This is a genomic window from Aquimarina sp. AD10, from assembly GCF_003443715.1.
Lineage (GTDB): Bacteria > Bacteroidota > Bacteroidia > Flavobacteriales > Flavobacteriaceae > Aquimarina > Aquimarina aggregata.
The window spans coordinates 1,531,122-1,548,216 of sequence record NZ_CP031965.1 but is presented as its reverse complement, the minus strand read 5'-3'; the positions used below and the strand labels follow the sequence as shown (position 1 = coordinate 1,548,216).

The window sequence follows — 17,095 nt, the reverse complement described above, 5'->3', positions numbered from 1 at the left end:
CTTTTGAAAACTTTAAATATGAAAATTCAGGTTTCGAAAAAAGGCCCAACATTTTCACGTATAGTGGCAGGATGTATGAATTGGGGAGAATGGGGCGCTAATCTAACTGTAAGCCAAACTCAAAAACTAATAGAAGACTGCTTAAATATAGAGGTAACCACTTTTGATCATGCTGATATATATGGTCACTATACTACTGAAGAACTATTTGGGAATGCTTTAAAAAACCAAAGTGCTCTTCGGCAAAAAATGCAACTAATTACTAAATGCGGCATAAAATTAGTAACGCCAAACAGGCCTGATAATGGCATTAAATCATATGATTTAGATAAAAATTATATACTTAGATCAGTAGAGAAATCTTTAAAGAATTTAGAAACTGATTATATTGATTTATTATTGGTTCATAGGCCAAGTCCATTAATGAACCCAGAAGAGATTATATCAGCCTTTTCGAAACTAAAAGAAGATGGTAAAGTATTACATTTTGGTGTATCTAATTTTACACCTTCACAATTTGAAATGTTAAACGCTTTTATTCCCTTAGTAACAAATCAAATTAAGATTTCTCCTTTACATTTAGAGCCATTCGAAGATGGAACTTTAGACCAATGCATTACAAAACAGATAAGTCCAATGGGGTATTCTACTTTAGAAGGAGGAAAGTTCTTTGCAAAAGAACCTGATCAAAGTGTATTGAGAATTAATGGAATTGTAGCTGAATTGTCTAAAAAATACAATGCCAGCTTGGATCAGATATTAATGTCATGGATTTTAAAACATCCTTCACGTATTTTACCAATAATTGGATCAACAAAAATTAATAGAATCCAATCTGCAGTAGAGGCCTTAAAAGTTGATATTACAAATGAAGAATGGTTTATGATATGGGAAGCTTCTAAAGGTGAGGAAGTTGCGTAATTTTTAAACAAGGTTTTAAAAGTAGAAAGAGTATCTAAATCATTATACTAATAAGATTATGGGTTTTCATCATAAAAATTATGTTAAAATACTCGTAAAATAAATATTCTAATACGTCATTTTACTTATATTTATTTGGTCAGACCCCTAAACGTATATTTTTTTCTGTTAATAATTTAAATCGTAACCCTAGTAAAACTTACAAATCACAACTCCCTAACTTTATAATCCCCTAACCAAATGAATAAGTACAAACTAACGCTTTTAGGGTTAGTATTTTCCTCCTTTATTTATGTGTCGACAATACTCCTTGAGTTAGATTTATTTGATCAATTCATTACCTTCTTAAAAAGCTTTGATTATTTAGAGATAGACGAACTAATTTTTCCATTTTTAATTTTTTGCGTTTTCCTTTTTATCGATATGCGTAGAAATAGTAAAAAGGTACAGTTGGAAAATGCAAAGCTTAATATTTATAAGGCTATGCTTTGCTCAAGTCATCATATTTTAAATAATTTTATTTATCAGATGGATATTTTTAAGCTAACTGCTGAGGATACACCTGGATTTGATGCTAAAGTACTGTCCTTTTATGAAGATATCATAAGCAATGCTTCTTATCAAATAGACTCTTTAAGTAATCTAACTACTATAGACGAATTCTCTATAAGAACTTCGGTTATGAGTAATCAATAATTATTAGTATTACTTTTCGAAAAAACTAAATACAGAGCCTCCATATTTTCGCGAATGGCTAAAATGTGGAGTTTCTTCTAAAGAAGTATGTTTTGAATGTTCTATGATTAAAACTCCATCGTCTTTTAAAAGGTTTTTTTCAAATACGAGAATAGCTATTTTAGAAAATTTTTCTGTTTCAAAATCATAAGGAGGATCAGCAAATATTAAATCGGCCTTACTGCTTGATTTTTCAAGATACTTGTATACGTCACTCTTGATAGTCTCAATAGTAAAATTAAGTTCTTTAGAAACATTTTTTATATAACCCAAACATGCATAATGCCCATCTACTGCGGTTATATCTTTTGTGCCTCTTGAAGCAAATTCATAGCTAATATTACCTGTGCCTGCAAATAAATCAATTACAGATAAATTAGAAAAATTGTAATGATTATTTAAGATATTAAACAATCCCTCTTTTGCCATATCAGTTGTAGGCCTAACAGGTAATTTTTTTGGAGCATAAAGTATTTTTCCTTTATATTTTCCTGAAATGATACGCATATTAAAAAAGACTTAGTAAAACAAAGTGTTGATGGGGCTCTATAGGTCGAATGTCTGGTGATAGTTTTAAATTCAACAGATGGTTGCTAAAACTAACTTTTCTTATGTATTGATGTGCAATGTTATGGTAATCATTGTTTTTCTTTATATCACCAAGAAATACCAAATGATATTCCTCTGGGTTTAATTGTAATTGTTCTGTAGCAAACATCAAATAATATAAAAAATCCTCTTTAGTCTCGTGACTATATGTATTACTTAGAATTAACCGTCCTTTATTGATTACAAATAAATCAAAAGACTTTGAATTCATATTAGCAAAAACAGTTATATCATCACTATTTTTTTCTTGTGAGAGCAAAGCATTCGTTAAAATGGTGGTAGAATGTTTGTATGTAAAAGAACCAAAAGTTTCAAAGAAGAAATTGTGAATATTTGCATAAGGGATATAGACGGTAATAATATCATGTTGATTTAACTCATCAAATGCTATAAAATCATTATCGAAGACTTTAACAGTGTAATTTAAATATTCCTTTGCTTGATTTTCATCAAATAAAGGTTTCGGAACTAAAGTATAAAGATCATTTTGATATATAACTTCTACTGTTTCGAAGTTTTCTTTTAAATTAGAATTCGTATCAAAAGTATATTTGATTTTATTTAAAATTTGCTCGGGAGTTAATTGTATTCCAAAATTTTCTTGTTCAACAGTTAGTATTGTATGATCAATAGCGTCTCTCGTACAAAAAGAAAGTCCATTCAAGCTTACCTGAATGGACAATTTTTTAGATGTATTATCTATATTATTATTGGTCGTTTGCACCATAGGTCATTGGCCAGTTACCAGATGTTTTTACTTCAATCATTGATCCAACAGATAAAAATGCCCCATTAACACCATCAACAGAAACAACTTCTTTCTCTTGAGCAAGCAAATCTTTGTCAAGATCGTGAAGAAGTACGTCTTTTGCTACTTTAGCTTCAAAAACAGGGATTCTCAGGTCATTTTTATTAATAAAACCAGCATCTAAATCAAATTTTGCATCAACGCCCGCAATAGGAATTTTCAACATTGATTTATGACTACCAGTTTTAAACAAAGAATCTTTTACTGAAGCATACCCTAGTGTGTCAACAACAACAGTATCTTTCGGTTCGTCAATTTTCAGGATTTTATTAAATCTTATAAAACTAGAATCTCTTCTTTGTGTTAGTGTGAATTTAGCGGTATCTATAAATGTGATGAGTTTTTCTGGATTTTTTTCAAATTTTCCAGTTATAGATCTATAAGCCAATTGAGCGGTACGTATATCTCTAAGATTTTCAACGACTTTAGCATATCTTACTTCTTTTACTTTGTTGAATCTTACAGGTCCCATAACAGAATTGAATACCAAGTATCCTAAAAACCCTATAACTACCCAAAGAACTAATTGAATAACAATTTTCATTTTATGATTTAGCTTTAAACATTAGTGTATACGCAAATCTACAATTTTTTTTTAATCGTAAAAGTTTATTGCCAAAAAATCATCCCTATCTTTGATTTATTAACTTAAGTTAGATGTTTATATTTAAAATAAATCAATGAAGGAAAAAGAGTTTTATGAATTATTGAAAACAGATTTTCCTTTTGAACCCACTCTAAAACAGGACGTTGTACTTCAGAAATTATCTCATTTCATTTTAGAGGGATCCAAAGATGCTCTTTTTCTTCTTAAGGGTTATGCAGGAACAGGAAAAACAACATTAATAGGTACTTTGGTTAAGAATTTATGGAAAGCGAAGCTGAAAGCAGTATTACTTGCTCCTACAGGAAGGGCAGCTAAAGTAATTAGCAATTATTCTGGCAAGCACGCACAGACGATCCATCGAAACATTTATTATCCAAAAAAGAATCAATCCGGTGGTTTAGCTTTTCAGCTTAAACAAAATAAAAGTAGAGACACTCTTTTTATAGTTGACGAAGCATCTATGATTCCTGATACTCCTAGTGACAGTAAATTGTTCGAAAATGGCTCTTTGTTAGATGATTTGATGATGTATGTGTACTCAGGATATAATTGCAAAATCCTTTTTATAGGCGATACAGCACAATTACCACCAGTAAAACTGGAAGTCAGTCCTGCTCTTAATCCAGATAATCTATCTATGGGTTTTAATAAGGATGTGACCCAGATAGAATTAGACGAAGTTGTAAGGCAAGCCGAAAATAGTGGTATCTTAATGAATGCAACTAATTTAAGAGAGCAGCTTAATGGTGGTTTTTATGATACTTTTCAATTTAATATATCCGGATATACCGATATAATTAGATGTATCGATGGTCATGAAATTATGGATGCCTTAAATGAAGCTTACTCAGATTCTGGTCATGAAGAATCTGTGATTATACTTCGATCAAATAAAAGAGCGAATATTTATAACCAACAAATAAGATCAAGAATTCTTTTTCAAGAAGAAGAACTTTCTGCAGGAGATTATTTAATGGTTGTAAAGAATAATTATTTTTGGCTTGATAACAAAAGCGAAGCTGGATTTATTGCGAATGGTGATATCATTAAGATTCTAGAAATTTATGCCATAAAAGAACTGTATGGATTTAGGTTTGCAGAGGTCAAAATTAGCATGGTTGATTATCCAAATCAAAAATCTTTTGAAACAGTTTTACTTCTCGAGACATTAACATCTGAAACCCCATCATTATCTTATGAAGAATCAAATACTTTGTATCAAGAGGTGATGAAGGATTATGAAGATGAAACATCTAAGTATAAGAAATTTTTAAAAGTGAAAAATAATAAGTACTTTAATAGTCTACAGGTTAAGTTTTCGTATGCAATAACTTGCCATAAATCTCAAGGTGGTCAGTGGGATATCGTATTTATAGAACAGCCTTATTTGGCAGATGGTATTAATAAAGACTATTTACGCTGGCTTTATACAGCCGTAACTAGAGCCAAAAAGAAATTATATCTTATTGGATTTAAGAATGATTTTTTTATTGAAAGCTAAGTTGTTTTATTTTAACGGATTGAATTATTTGATTATATAAAATGGTAAAAAAAGAATTAAGTAGATAGTAGGGTATTTTATTATTGAAGTGTTTTATATAAAAGGCTCTTTATTCTTAGATCGATGTAAAATAAAACAAAGAAAAATTTGATAAGCTTTTCTTTGGCTGATATTTATGATTTTTTTAAGATTTATATAGATAACTAAATATAAAGCTTGGCTCGAAAATTGATTTAAAAAAGCTAATTTTGCTATTACAAAAAGCAACAAACATTGAACAAAAAAGAACTTAAGATTATCGCAATGATTCCTGCGCGATACGCTGCAACGCGGTTTCCTGGTAAGTTAATGCAAGACCTTGAAGGAACAACAGTGATCAGAAGAACTTATGAAGCTACTATTAATTCTGGATTATTTGATGCAGTATATGTAGTCACTGATAGTGATATTATTTATGAAGAAATAGTTTCTAATGGTGGAGAAGCAATTATGAGCATTAAAGAACATAGTTGTGGTAGTGACAGAATCGCTGAAGCTGTTGAAGGTTTGGATGTGGATATTGTGGTAAATGTTCAGGGAGATGAGCCATTTACTGATCGAGAAAGCCTTGAAAAAGTCTTAAATGTATTTTATGAAGATGATTCGGATAAAATCGATTTGGCAAGCCTTATGACACCTATTAGTGACTGGAATGATATTATGAATCCTAATAGTGTAAAGGTTATTGTAGATGAAAATAACTATGCATTGTATTTTTCACGATCACCAATTCCGTATCCTAGAGATAAAGAATTAAATTATACATATCATAAGCATAAAGGAGTTTATGCTTTTAGAAAACAAGCTATTTTGGATTTTTATAAGCTACCAATGAAAGAACTGGAAGCTTCTGAAAAAATAGAATGTATTAGATACCTTGAATATGGTAAGAATATAAAAATGATTGAAACTCGACACGAAGGTGTTGAAATTGATACCCCGGAAGATTTAGAAAGAGCTAAGAAAATAATTAAAAAAGAAAATGTAGTGGAAACAAACTATTTGATTACTTCCGATAAAAAACAAACTACTTTACATAAAAACTTCCCAATGGTTCCTAAAGTAGTATTTGGAAAAGGAGCTTTTGACCAAATAGGAGAAATAATTTCTCCAGTACGAAATGGTATTGCACCTTTTATCTATTTAATAGATAGTGTTTTTGAAAATAATATCTCATTTATTGAAGATAGAATTCCATTACGTTCAATGGATGAAATAATTTATGTATCAACTGAAGAAGAACCCAAAACATCTCAAGTAGATGAATTGGTGAATAGAATTAATAGTACCTATCAGTTTGCGCCAAGCGGTATTATAGGAATTGGTGGAGGTTCTATACTTGATTTGTCAAAAGCTGTAGCTATTATGTTAACCAATCCAGGAAGTGCGGCGGATTACCAAGGATGGGATTTGGTTAAGAACAAAGCTGTTTATCATGTTGGGATTCCAACTATATCTGGAACAGGAGCAGAAGTGTCTAGAACTACCGTATTAACTGGACCAGAACGAAAACTAGGTATTAATTCAGATTTTACACCATTTGATCAGGTTATTTTAGATCCAGAATTAATTAATGATGTGCCGAAAAATCAATGGTTTTATACAGGTATGGATTGTTATATTCATTGTGTAGAGTCATTAAATGGTACATATCTGAATGCTTTTAGCCAAAGTTATGGTGAGAAAGCATTGGATTTGTGTAAAGAAATTTTTCTAGAAAATAATTTAGAAAAAGAAGATGCTGATTCAAAATTAATGATGGCTTCCTGGCACGGAGGAATGAGTATAGCATATTCACAAGTGGGTGTTGCTCATGCAATGAGTTATGGATTGGCATATGTTTTAGGAACAAAACATGGTGTTGGAAATTGCATTGTATTTGATAAATTAGAAAAATATTACCCAGAAGGAGTCGCTATATTTAAAAAAATGAAAGAATATCATAATATAACATTGCCTGTTGGAGTTTGTGCTGATATCACATCAGAACAATTGGATACTATGTGCGAAGTAGCACTTAGTTTAGAACCACTATGGGAAAATGCTTTGGGTAAAGATTGGAAATCCGAAGTTAATGCAGAGGTATTAAAGAAAATTTATCGTTCTTTATAAATATATTTTCAACTTAGTATTTTATGAAACGTTTATCATCTTTTATCTATTATAAAATACTAGGTTGGAAAATTATTGGTGATTTTAATGCCGACCATATCAAGAAATGTGTTGTTATTGCAGTGCCGCATACGAGTTGGCATGACTTTTATATAGGCTTGTTAATCCGACAATTGGTCAATCTTAAAATTAGTTTTTTGGGAAAAAAAGAACTCTTTAAATGGCCTTTGGGTTGGTATTTTAAAAAAGTAGGAGGGATTCCTCTAGATAGAACACCTGGTCAAAATAAAGTTGAAGCAATAGCAGAGTTGTTTAAAAAAAGAGAAGAATTGCGTCTTACCATTGCTCCAGAAGGAACTAGGAAGAAAGTAAAAGAATGGAAAACCGGTTTTTATCATATTGCTAAAGAAGCAGAAGTGCCTATAATTATGATTACTTTTGATTTTGGAAAAAAACAAAATGTAATTTCAGAACCGTTTTATCCGACAAATAGTATTGAAAAAGATTTTGAATACATGTATAACTTTTTCAAAGGCGTAAAAGGAAAAATACCTGGATATAGTTTTAATGTGGATTAAAATTTTCGAGTTTTTTCTTCTATTATTTTATCATCCTTAGGTTTTTCTTCTACTTGACCTCCTCCAAAAATTAATTCGGTACTAGAAAATGTTGTTCCGAATGTCTTAGCAGCATAATATACTTGTGATATCGCGTTTTCAACTTGTTCATTAGATAATTCTTTTAAAGGATGTATATATACAGACCAAAGGATTTCATTTGAAATAGCATATTTAACATCTAATGCTGAATGAAAATTAGCTGTCATAGCATCTAATAAAAGATCTTTATCTAATTTTTTCGATTCGGCAATAGGCGAAATTATACGCATTCTATTATTGGTTTGATCTGTAACACATAGCATAGGAACCTCTTTATACAAAAATTTCCAGTTACCCGAAACACCATTTAAGGTATCCGCATTTTTATGAATAATTTCTTGTAATTTGTTGTTATCCATTTCTTGGGCATATGTGCTAGCTGATACAAATACGAATAAGATTATAGTTGCTAATAATTTCATAAGTGAAGGTTTTAGATATAAGTCGGAAATATAAATAAAACATAACAAAAAGGACGTATTGATCAATACGCCCTTTTTGTTATGTTTATATAAGCTATAAACTATCTACCGCTTACTACAGTAAATTGTCCATCATAGAGAACCGACATGGATTTTCCATTTTCGATACTTACATCTGTAGTAAATTCAAAATTTGTATCACTATTTGCATTAACCGTAATTTTTCCTCCAGTAACATTTACTCTTTGCCCATCAACAGTAATATAGGCATCATCAAAAAAGAAAGCAGGCTCTGTAGGATTTGGATTATAAGAGAATATGCCACTTCTAAAACGATTGTCATTTTCAATTACAGGAGAGTACAATTCTACATAAAAACTATATTCTTTCCCATCGAGAGTTCCCTTAAGTGTGAAGTCATAATTATATCCATTAAATCCATTTCCGAAATCTTCAATCAAAGCAGAAGAAATGGTAACTTTTTCACGACCATAAGTTATTTCATCAGGTAATGATGCTCCACTATCCTCATCACTATCACTAGAACAAGATTGGAAAATTAACATAGAAGTCAGAAAAAATAGGAAGGTGATTTTTTTCATAATCATTTTGGGGTTTTTATGAATTTTGCAGCGAAAATAGAAAAAAAATAAAAAAGTGAAAAATTTTATTAACTTTTTTTTAACTATTCATAAATGAAAATATTAAAACTAATGAGTAAAGTTTTAGCTCAATTCAAATAAAGGAAATTACTTGATAAGTATTTAAAATAATAATTATTAGAATAGGTTGAAAAGAATAATTTACATAAAAAAAGAGTCTGATAAGAAAATCAAACTCTTTTAGATATTAAAACGGTATATTTCATTACTCAGAAGAAGATTCTTCCATTGTATGATAAACATTCTGTACATCATCATCTTCTTCGATCTTCTCTAAAAGCTTCTCTACATCAGCTGCTTGCTCAGGGGTTAGCTTTTTTGTTACTTGAGGAATGCGTTCAAATCCAGAAGATAAAATTTCTATTTCCCGGCTCTCAAGTTCCTTTTGAATGGCCCCAAAACTCTCAAAAGGGGCATAAATTAGTATTCCATCATCGTCTTGAAATACCTCTTCTGCTCCAAAATCAATAAACTCTAATTCTAATTCTTCTGGGTCTAGACCTTCACCATTAATTCTAAAGTTACAGGTATGATCAAACATAAATTCTACTGATCCAGAGGTTCCTAAATTTCCATCGCATTTATTAAAATAAGATCTAACATTTGCTACGGTCCTGTTATTGTTATCTGTGGCAGTCTCTACCAGAATTGCAATTCCGTGAGGTGCGTATCCTTCAAAAAGTACTTCTTTGTAATCGCCCTGTTCTTTATCAGATGCTTTTTTAATTGCACGTTCGATATTGTCTTTTGGCATGTTTACAGATTTGGCGTTCTGTATTACAGCTCTTAAACGAGAATTAGAAGTTGGATCAGGCCCGCCTTCTTTTACAGCCATGACGATATCTTTACCTATTCTAGTGAACGCTTTAGCCATTGCTGACCAACGTTTCATCTTACGTGCTTTTCTAAATTCGAAAGCTCTTCCCATTGCGATAATTTTAAATTGTAAATACAAACATAAGTAGAAACCAAGTTTTTGACAAATGTTTGTTAGACTTCGATTTGTAAAATTCTAAAAATTATAGTGTACTAGATTAAAGGTAAGATTATGAATCTCCTTCAATAATCTTATCAATTGTTTTTGCAAGTACAAAATCATTTTCTGTTATTCCTCCAGCATCATGTGTAGAAAGACTAATTTGTAATTTATTATATACATTAGACCAGTCTGGATGATGTTGTTGGAGTTCTGCTTCAAAAGCAATACGAGTCATAACAGAGAAAGCATCTTTAAAGTCGTTGAACTCGAAAGTTGTATGTAGTGCATTTTCATTGTATTCCCACCCATCAACTTCTTTAAGTTTCTTCTGTATTTCTGATTCAGATAATTTTATCATTGTAATTGTTTTTTTGCTTGGATATATTTTTAAGCTAAATTCTTGTTCTTGTTGTAAATTGTTATTGAAGCCCTAACTCTGTTCTTAGCACTTCATCTTTATTACGATTCTTACCCCAATAAGCAGATTTAATTTGTTTTATTTTAGTGGCAGTGGTCGTTAATTCTTTTGCATTAGAACCATAACCGCTTTTAAAAGTTTCTGTCCAACTTTCTATTTCATAAGGAAACTTAGTTGTAAAAGTTATGCTTAAACTTCGCTTTAACTCAGGATATTCTATAGTATAAGTACTCGTTACGTCGTTTTTTTGTAATGAACATTTTGCATTAAAAGGTTTTATTTCTTTATGCCTTAACCTTGAATACTCTAAAGACGGAATTATCATTTTGTTGCCAACAGGTAAGTTACTTGGATTAATTCTAATTTTTGTCCAAAGTTCGTTTTCTAAGATAGCCTTATCTATTTTAAATTCTTGGTCAGCTTCATTTTGAAAATAAGAATGTGACATAATTTCGAATTCATCTCTGTTATTTAGTTGTGCATAAACATGACCACACCATTCTTGCATTGAGCTAGATACTTTTATAGCATGTCTATTATCTGATACAGGATAAAATGTGCTTTGCATTATCGAATATGGATAAATACCTGTGTTAAATTTTTTTGTAGCATTTAATTTTAATACCGGAATATTATTGGAACTATTTTGATCCGCCTTTACTTGTTCATTAGGTAAGAAATCTTCTGTAACAAATATGAGAACAGATGTTCCTTTTCTTATCTCGCCATATCTAGCTTGTTCTAATTGATATGATGATATTTCTGCAGTGCCATTATACCAGTATTTTTTGAAATCCTCTGAAAGTGTATTGGACTCTGTATCCGTATAAGAGGCTTCTGTTATAACTGTTTTTGAGATATTATCGGCTTTTATGTTACTACAAGCAATAATTACAAATAATCCTAAAATCCCAAATAATAATATAGACCTTTTCATAGCATTAATTTTAATATGCAAATTACAATAAACCTATAATTTATCAATATCGATTAACATTTTATAAAATTGTTTTGTTCCCAAAAATAAAATGAAATAGAATGAAATATTTTTTTTAATGAGTAAACCCTAATTTACAATAGACTATTAATCTTATAGATTAAGTAGTTAATTGATAAGGTCATGAATTTATAATGTATTGTTATTGCATAATTTGATATGTTTTACTAATAGAATTTTAAAATTATTTAATCATGAAAAACAACAGAAGAATAGAATTAGATAAAAGCTTTTTAGTTGAGTATAAATTATCTACGGCACCACCTCCAGCAAATTCCCTTTTCTGGAAAATGTGGGATGATTGTATGCAAATTGCAGATGATGCCTTAAATACTGATTTTATTCAAGGACTTGCAGATGGAACACTTGATCCAGTAACATATGGTGGATTTAATGTAAGTGATGCATATTATTGTTTTAATGGAGAACAAGATTACTTAACAGCCGCAGAAAAAGCAACCAATCCTGGTCTTCAGGCATTTTTATTAAAAAAACACAAAAGCTATCAGAAATATAATAAGACATTTCCGGATATATGGCATATCAAGGACGCTAACGGAATTGTACCTAGCAAAGCTTGTAAGGAGTATGCAGAGTATGAATCTAACGTAGTATCACAAATGGAATCAATTTATGCTTTGATAGTTATGATACCTTGCGAATATCTATGGGCATGGCTGGGAAATCAATTAACACCACCAGAAACAGGTAACCTTTATGCTCCTTGGATTACAGGAAATGATGATTTTGAAGGTGCTTATACTATGGGAAATTTTCTAAATGAATACCAAAAAAAGCATGTAATAAATGAAAGTATTGCAATCGATATTTATACAAAAGCAATGACTTATGAATACCTAAATTTTATGACCGCGACCAAAACAAAATTTAATACACAATTATTGTAAGATGCTGTATCTGGTTTTGTTAAAAAAGAGATATATAGACCTATTATAGAGATTAAAAATTTCCCAAAAAAATAAGTAACGCTATAGTACTCTAAGTGATTAATTTAATCAACAAAAATACAAAAACATTAAATGTTTTTGTTTGTGGCAATATCGATTAAGGTTTGATAAACGATATGGGTGGGTAATCCCATTACATTAAAATAACTACCCTTAATATTTGATATTCCAATAAAGCCAATCCATTCTTGTATACCATAAGCACCTGCTTTATCTAAGGGTTTATGGGTGTTGACATAATACTCGATTTCTTTTTGGTTCAATTTCTTAAAAGTAACTTCTGTGATATCATGTAAAACTCTGATCTCATTTCCCATTTTAAAACACACAGATGTGATAACCTTATGAGTATCATTAGATAATGAGGCAATCATTTCCTTTGCTTCATTTGTATCTCTTGGTTTCCCCAAAGCTTTATTGTTGTGCCAAACAATCGTATCACTAGTTATTAGGATATCTTTAGGGTTAAGATCAGTAAAAGCTTTTGATTTTAGTTCGGCTAGATAATCTGATATTTCTTCTGCTTTTAAATAATCAGGATATACTTCATTAATTTCTCTTAATTGTATTTTAAAATCTAAATCTAAATCTTTGAAAAACTGTTGTCTTCTTGGAGATCCCGAGGCAAGAATAATATTGTATTCTTTTAAAATATCTTTTAGCATAATTTATAATAATATAAATTGATAAAGTAATAGAGAAATGGCAGTTACAACAAGCAATATTTTTAGGATATTTTTTAAAAGTAAAAATTGTTTATCTGTTTGTGCAGAAAAACTTTTAATCATGAAATATAGCAAAGGAGCAACCAAGCAAAATAATATTAAAATTACAGCAGTACTATTAGAAAATAAATAGGTATAAATATAATATATAATAGCGAGTATCGGAAAAATTGTCAATACCCCAATTAATTTAGAAGTTCTGGTTTTACCTAATAATATTGGTATTGTTTTTATCTCGATATTATGATCCCGATCTATATGAATACAGTCTTTTATTAACTCTCTTAGCATAGTAATCATAAAAGCAAAGATCGAGTAGTCTAATACAATAGAAAACAGTACAGTTTGTGATTCTTTATTTTTTGGAGTTATAGCAGGTAAAAGATCAAAAACCCCAACTACCACTAGACTTAATCCCGCTAGTAAACTAATGGTAATGTTCTTAAGACCTATTATTTCTTTTAAATAAGAAGCGTATAAATAGAATACTCCCGATACAATTATAAAAAGAGCAACAAAGCCTGGTTTATTGATCAAGTTAGCTAAATAAAACCCAATACCAACTCCAATTACATTAAAAATAATAAATAATCTATTGGCACTCTTTTCTGTTATTGATCCATATAACAAGCCTTTTATTCCTAGATTTTCACGATCGTAAATTTCAATAATAATATTACCTGCAGCAGCAATAGAAATACTTGAAACAATTAATAAAGCTAAGCCAAAACTATTAAGTGTTATCGCAATACCAAAAGGCTCAAAAAGCCCATATTTAATACATACTTGTGCTAAAGCAATAATGAGTAGGTTGTCAAACTTAATAAGCTTTAGATAAGGTAACATAGTGTAAGATTATATTTAAGGTTGGTAAATGTAGTAATTAAAATTAAGTAAAGAAATGACTGTCTAACGATGATGATAAGGTTCATTTTTTAATATTGTAAAACCTCTATATAATTGTTCAACAAAAAATAAACGAACCATTTGATGAGAAAACGTCATTTTTGATAGTGATAATTTGCTATTAGCACGTTGATAGACTTCAGGACTAAATCCATAAGGTCCTCCTATTACAAAAATTAATTGTTTAATCCCACTATTCATATATTTTTGTAAGACTTCAGAAAATTGAACAGAATCATATTGTTTTCCATTTTCATCCAATACTACCAAAATATCAGAATTTTCTACTTTACTCAAAATTAAAGAACCTTCCTTTTCTTTTTGCTGAGCTTCACTAAGGTTTTTTGAGTTTTTAAGATCGGGAATTACTTCAAAAATAAATTTACCATAAAACCCTAACCTCTTGATATACTTTTGAGTAAGCTCTTCAAGTTGTTTGTCGTCAGTTTTACCTATTGCAAGTAATTTAATGGTCATGTGCTATACTAAATAATTGTATTTTTTTAAAAGTTGTTTCATTGTACTTTGAACCTCGTACTTCCGACTTCTTTTTTTTACATTAGCAAAAATAACCATTCAATATGATTAGTAAAGCCCAATTTGATAAAGAAATTGATTTGATTATATCCAATGCTATTCGAGAAGATGTTGGTGACGGAGACCATAGCTCGCTGGCATGTATTCCTGGTTCTGTGTCTGGAAAAGCAAAACTTTTGGTTAAAGATAATGGAATTTTAGCAGGAGTAGATTTTGCAAAACAGGTATTTAATTATGTCGACCCCGAAATGATAATAGACATTAAAATTCAGGATGGAGCTTCTGTGAAATTCGGAGACATCGCTTTTTATGTGTCAGGAAAATCACAATCTATCCTAAAAGCAGAACGATTAGTTTTAAATGCTATGCAAAGAATGAGTGCTATAGCTACAAAAACAAATCATTTTGTAAAACTGTTAGATGGAACAGGAACAAAGATTTTGGATACCCGAAAGACTACTCCTGGAATTCGTGCATTAGAAAAGTGGGCAGTAAAAATTGGGGGAGGAGAAAATCATCGATTTGCACTTTATGATATGATTATGCTAAAAGATAATCATATCGATTTTGCAGGCGGTATTACAAAGGCAATCGAGAAAACAAAACAGTATTTATTAGATAATAGTTTAGATCTTAAAATCATTGTAGAAGCCCGTGATCTTAATGAAATTAAAGAAATACTTAAAACCCCAGGAGTATATCGGATATTAATTGATAATTTTAATTACGAAGATACTAAAAAAGCTGTAGCGCTTATAGGTGATACCTGTTTAACAGAATCTAGTGGAGGTATTAATGAAGATACCGTTAGAAAATATGCAGAATGTGGTGTTGATTATATAAGTAGTGGAGCGTTAACTCACTCTGTATATAATTTAGATTTAAGCCTAAAAGCGATATAAGCTAAAATATATGTCAAAAGCAATTGAAGATAAGTTAAGTAAAATCCCTGTGATTAATCTTTTGGTTAAGTTAGGGAAAAAACTTGTTCTTCCTGGTTTTGAAGGATTGTCGGTATATGATTTGATTGAAATCTATGTTATCGGAATTATAAAAGGAACCTTTTCGGCAAGAGCAAGTTCTATCTCATGGAGTTTCTTTCTTTCATTATTTCCATTTTTGCTTTTTCTTTTAAATCTTATCCCTTATGTACCTATTGATAATTTTGAAAATAATTTTTTCGAGTTTATAAATGGAGCATTACCAAAACAAACATCAGGTTTTTTTTCTGGGATTTTTAATGATATAGCCTCAAATCCAAGAGGAGGGTTGTTGTCAACGGTATTTATACTTTCAATCTTATTTATGACAAACGGAATAAATGCAGTTTTTTCTGGTTTTGAGTATTCCTATCACGTCAATTTAAATAGAAATTTTGTAAGACAGTATCTTGTGGCACTTGGAGTATCTATAATCGTGGCATCCTTATTGTTAGTTACGGTAATAGGTACATTGTATTTTACATATTTAGTGAATAATTTAAATGAGATAGGAATGGTAGATGATACGTTATTTTGGCTAACAATTGGTCAATACGCGTTGTTCGTTTTTATGATATTTATTATAGTAGCGACACTATTCTATTTTGGCACTTCAGAAGGAAGAAATAATAAATTCTTTTCTCCAGGTGCTTTTATGACTACTTTTTTGATTATTATTACTACATATTTATTTGGAATTTATATAGATAATTTTTCAAATTATAATAAATTATATGGATCTATTGGAGCCGTATTAATATTAATGCTGTATATATGGCTCAATGCCAATCTATTATTGTTGGGTTTTGAGCTTAATGCCTCATTAAACCAATTAAGAAAGAATTTTGATAAGTAATTTAATTTAACACAAACAGATAATTTTAAGTATGAAAAAACTAAGCGTATTATTTTTAGCATTGGTAACGGTTATATCCGTACAAGGACAAGTAAAAATTGGAGATGCAACTTTACCAAATAATGTAACATTCAATAAAGAAAGTCTCGTCTTTAATGGAGGAGGATTAAGAGAAAAACTCTTTATCGATATTTATGCTGGAGGATTATATCTTAATAAGAAAAATAAAAGTGCGAGTGCAATTGCAGAGGCCGATGAAACCATGGCTATTAAACTACACATTTTATCAGGCCTAATGTCTACAAATAAAATGGCTAATGCATTAAGAGAAGGTTTTGAAAAATCTACAAATGGTAATTTAGCACCTTACCAAGAACGAATAGAAAAATTTATCGGTTTTATTAATAATGAAATCGAGGTTGATCAAGTATATGATATTGTGTATGAAAAAGGTAAAGGAAGTGTTATTTATAAGGACGGAGTAGAAAAAGGATACGTTACTGGTTTAGATTTTAAGGTGGCTCTTTTTAACATTTGGTTAGGAAATAAACCAGCGGATAAGGGACTTAAGAAAGAAATGCTAGGTAATTAGAAATCAATAAAATATAATTGTATTTTTGTTAAAATTAAGGTAGGCATTCGTCATAATGTTGT

General features: G+C 30.1%; 20 protein-coding genes and 1 pseudogene. 10 read left to right on the top strand and 11 right to left on the bottom strand.

The genetic code is table 11. The annotated features are described in order from the left end of the window. Positions 1-18: 18 nt before the first annotated feature. Entirely contained in the window at positions 19-921 is a 903-nt protein-coding gene (locus D1816_RS06635) for an aldo/keto reductase family oxidoreductase (protein ID WP_118501730.1), read from the top strand. Positions 922-1,161: 240 nt separating this feature from the next. Continuing rightward, a complete protein-coding gene (locus D1816_RS06630) occupies positions 1,162-1,617 on the top strand; it encodes a hypothetical protein (protein WP_066308876.1) in 456 nt (151 codons plus the stop codon). A 9-nt stretch (positions 1,618-1,626) separates the two neighbouring features. Here the strand turns inward: D1816_RS06630 and D1816_RS06625 are convergent, their stop codons facing one another. From D1816_RS06625 to D1816_RS06615, 3 genes are read right to left on the bottom strand one after another with little or no spacing between them, the layout of a single operon-like run. Continuing rightward, positions 1,627-2,163 (bottom strand): RsmD family RNA methyltransferase, encoded by a 537-nt coding sequence (locus tag D1816_RS06625; protein ID WP_066308881.1) that lies wholly within the window; start codon positions 2,161-2,163, stop codon positions 1,627-1,629. Between the two features lies 1 nt (position 2,164). After that, entirely contained in the window at positions 2,165-2,992 is an 828-nt protein-coding gene (locus D1816_RS06620) for a DUF3822 family protein (RefSeq protein WP_118501728.1), read from the bottom strand. Next, entirely contained in the window at positions 2,973-3,617 is a 645-nt protein-coding gene (locus D1816_RS06615; RefSeq protein ID WP_066308885.1) for a hypothetical protein, read from the bottom strand. Before D1816_RS06615 ends, D1816_RS06620 begins: the two co-directional genes overlap by 20 nt. 136 nt (positions 3,618-3,753) lie before the next feature. On the opposite strand from D1816_RS06615, the gene D1816_RS06610 reads away from it, so the two are divergent. The 4 genes and pseudogenes from D1816_RS06610 (at position 3,754) to D1816_RS06600 (ending at position 7,910) form a co-directional block, all read left to right on the top strand. Continuing rightward, a complete protein-coding gene (locus D1816_RS06610) occupies positions 3,754-5,181 on the top strand; it encodes an ATP-dependent RecD-like DNA helicase (protein WP_066308888.1) in 1,428 nt (475 codons plus the stop codon). 303 nt (positions 5,182-5,484) lie between these two features. Then, a pseudogene (gene kdsB, locus D1816_RS26045) lies at positions 5,485-6,195 on the top strand (3-deoxy-manno-octulosonate cytidylyltransferase); the annotation flags it as partial. A 75-nt stretch (positions 6,196-6,270) separates the two neighbouring features. Beyond that, the gene (locus D1816_RS26040) at positions 6,271-7,332 is read left to right on the top strand and encodes an iron-containing alcohol dehydrogenase family protein (RefSeq protein WP_233565293.1); all 1,062 of its coding nucleotides are present in this window, start codon (positions 6,271-6,273) and stop codon (positions 7,330-7,332) included. A gap of 23 nt (positions 7,333-7,355) precedes the next feature. After that, positions 7,356-7,910 (top strand): 1-acyl-sn-glycerol-3-phosphate acyltransferase, encoded by a 555-nt coding sequence (locus D1816_RS06600; RefSeq protein WP_066308890.1) that lies wholly within the window; start codon positions 7,356-7,358, stop codon positions 7,908-7,910. On the opposite strand, the gene D1816_RS06595 is transcribed toward D1816_RS06600, so the two are convergent. The 5 genes from D1816_RS06595 to D1816_RS06575 form a co-directional block, all read right to left on the bottom strand. After that, positions 7,907-8,413, bottom strand: a complete 507-nt coding sequence (locus tag D1816_RS06595) for a hypothetical protein (protein ID WP_118501726.1) — start codon at positions 8,411-8,413, stop codon at positions 7,907-7,909. The two genes, D1816_RS06600 and D1816_RS06595, sit on opposite strands and share 4 nt — an antisense overlap. Positions 8,414-8,514: 101 nt before the next feature. Further along, positions 8,515-9,015, bottom strand: a complete 501-nt coding sequence (locus D1816_RS06590; RefSeq protein ID WP_147405086.1) for a hypothetical protein — start codon at positions 9,013-9,015, stop codon at positions 8,515-8,517. A gap of 265 nt (positions 9,016-9,280) precedes the next feature. Next, a complete protein-coding gene (locus D1816_RS06585; protein ID WP_066308895.1) occupies positions 9,281-10,003 on the bottom strand; it encodes a YebC/PmpR family DNA-binding transcriptional regulator in 723 nt (240 codons plus the stop codon). Positions 10,004-10,121: 118 nt separating this feature from the next. Beyond that, positions 10,122-10,412 carry a 4a-hydroxytetrahydrobiopterin dehydratase gene (locus D1816_RS06580; protein WP_066308899.1) on the bottom strand — a complete coding sequence of 97 codons (291 nt, stop codon included), beginning with the start codon at positions 10,410-10,412 and terminating at the stop codon, positions 10,122-10,124. Positions 10,413-10,473: 61 nt separating this feature from the next. Then, positions 10,474-11,409 carry a septum formation inhibitor Maf gene (locus D1816_RS06575; protein ID WP_118501724.1) on the bottom strand — a complete coding sequence of 312 codons (936 nt, stop codon included), beginning with the start codon at positions 11,407-11,409 and terminating at the stop codon, positions 10,474-10,476. A gap of 254 nt (positions 11,410-11,663) precedes the next feature. Here D1816_RS06575 and D1816_RS06570 point away from each other — a divergent pair, with 254 nt between their 5' ends. Beyond that, positions 11,664-12,377 (top strand): TenA family transcriptional regulator, encoded by a 714-nt coding sequence (locus D1816_RS06570; RefSeq protein WP_118501722.1) that lies wholly within the window; start codon positions 11,664-11,666, stop codon positions 12,375-12,377. A 128-nt stretch (positions 12,378-12,505) separates the two neighbouring features. Here D1816_RS06570 and D1816_RS06565 read toward each other — a convergent pair whose 3' ends face one another. The 3 genes from D1816_RS06565 to rlmH all read right to left on the bottom strand — a co-directional run bounded on the left by D1816_RS06565 (position 12,506) and on the right by rlmH (position 14,545). Then, entirely contained in the window at positions 12,506-13,102 is a 597-nt protein-coding gene (locus tag D1816_RS06565) for a Maf-like protein (protein ID WP_118501720.1), read from the bottom strand. Between the two features lie 3 nt (positions 13,103-13,105). Continuing rightward, a complete protein-coding gene (locus D1816_RS06560; protein ID WP_118501718.1) occupies positions 13,106-14,008 on the bottom strand; it encodes a geranylgeranylglycerol-phosphate geranylgeranyltransferase in 903 nt (300 codons plus the stop codon). Between the two features lie 63 nt (positions 14,009-14,071). Then, on the bottom strand, positions 14,072-14,545 hold the full coding sequence (rlmH, locus tag D1816_RS06555) for a 23S rRNA (pseudouridine(1915)-N(3))-methyltransferase RlmH (RefSeq protein ID WP_118501717.1): 474 nt from the start codon (positions 14,543-14,545) through the stop codon (positions 14,072-14,074). Between the two features lie 104 nt (positions 14,546-14,649). Between rlmH and nadC the strand changes: the two genes are divergently transcribed. Genes nadC through D1816_RS06540 form a run of 3 tightly spaced genes read left to right on the top strand, consistent with a single transcriptional unit; the run spans position 14,650 to position 17,033 of the window. Then, on the top strand, positions 14,650-15,507 hold the full coding sequence (gene nadC, locus D1816_RS06550; protein ID WP_066308914.1) for a carboxylating nicotinate-nucleotide diphosphorylase: 858 nt from the start codon (positions 14,650-14,652) through the stop codon (positions 15,505-15,507). 10 nt (positions 15,508-15,517) lie between these two features. Then, complete coding sequence (locus D1816_RS06545) at positions 15,518-16,441, top strand: YihY/virulence factor BrkB family protein (protein ID WP_118501715.1); 924 nt, start codon at positions 15,518-15,520, stop codon at positions 16,439-16,441. A gap of 31 nt (positions 16,442-16,472) precedes the next feature. After that, positions 16,473-17,033 (top strand): chalcone isomerase family protein, encoded by a 561-nt coding sequence (locus D1816_RS06540; RefSeq protein WP_066308922.1) that lies wholly within the window; start codon positions 16,473-16,475, stop codon positions 17,031-17,033. Positions 17,034-17,095: the final 62 nt, after the last annotated feature.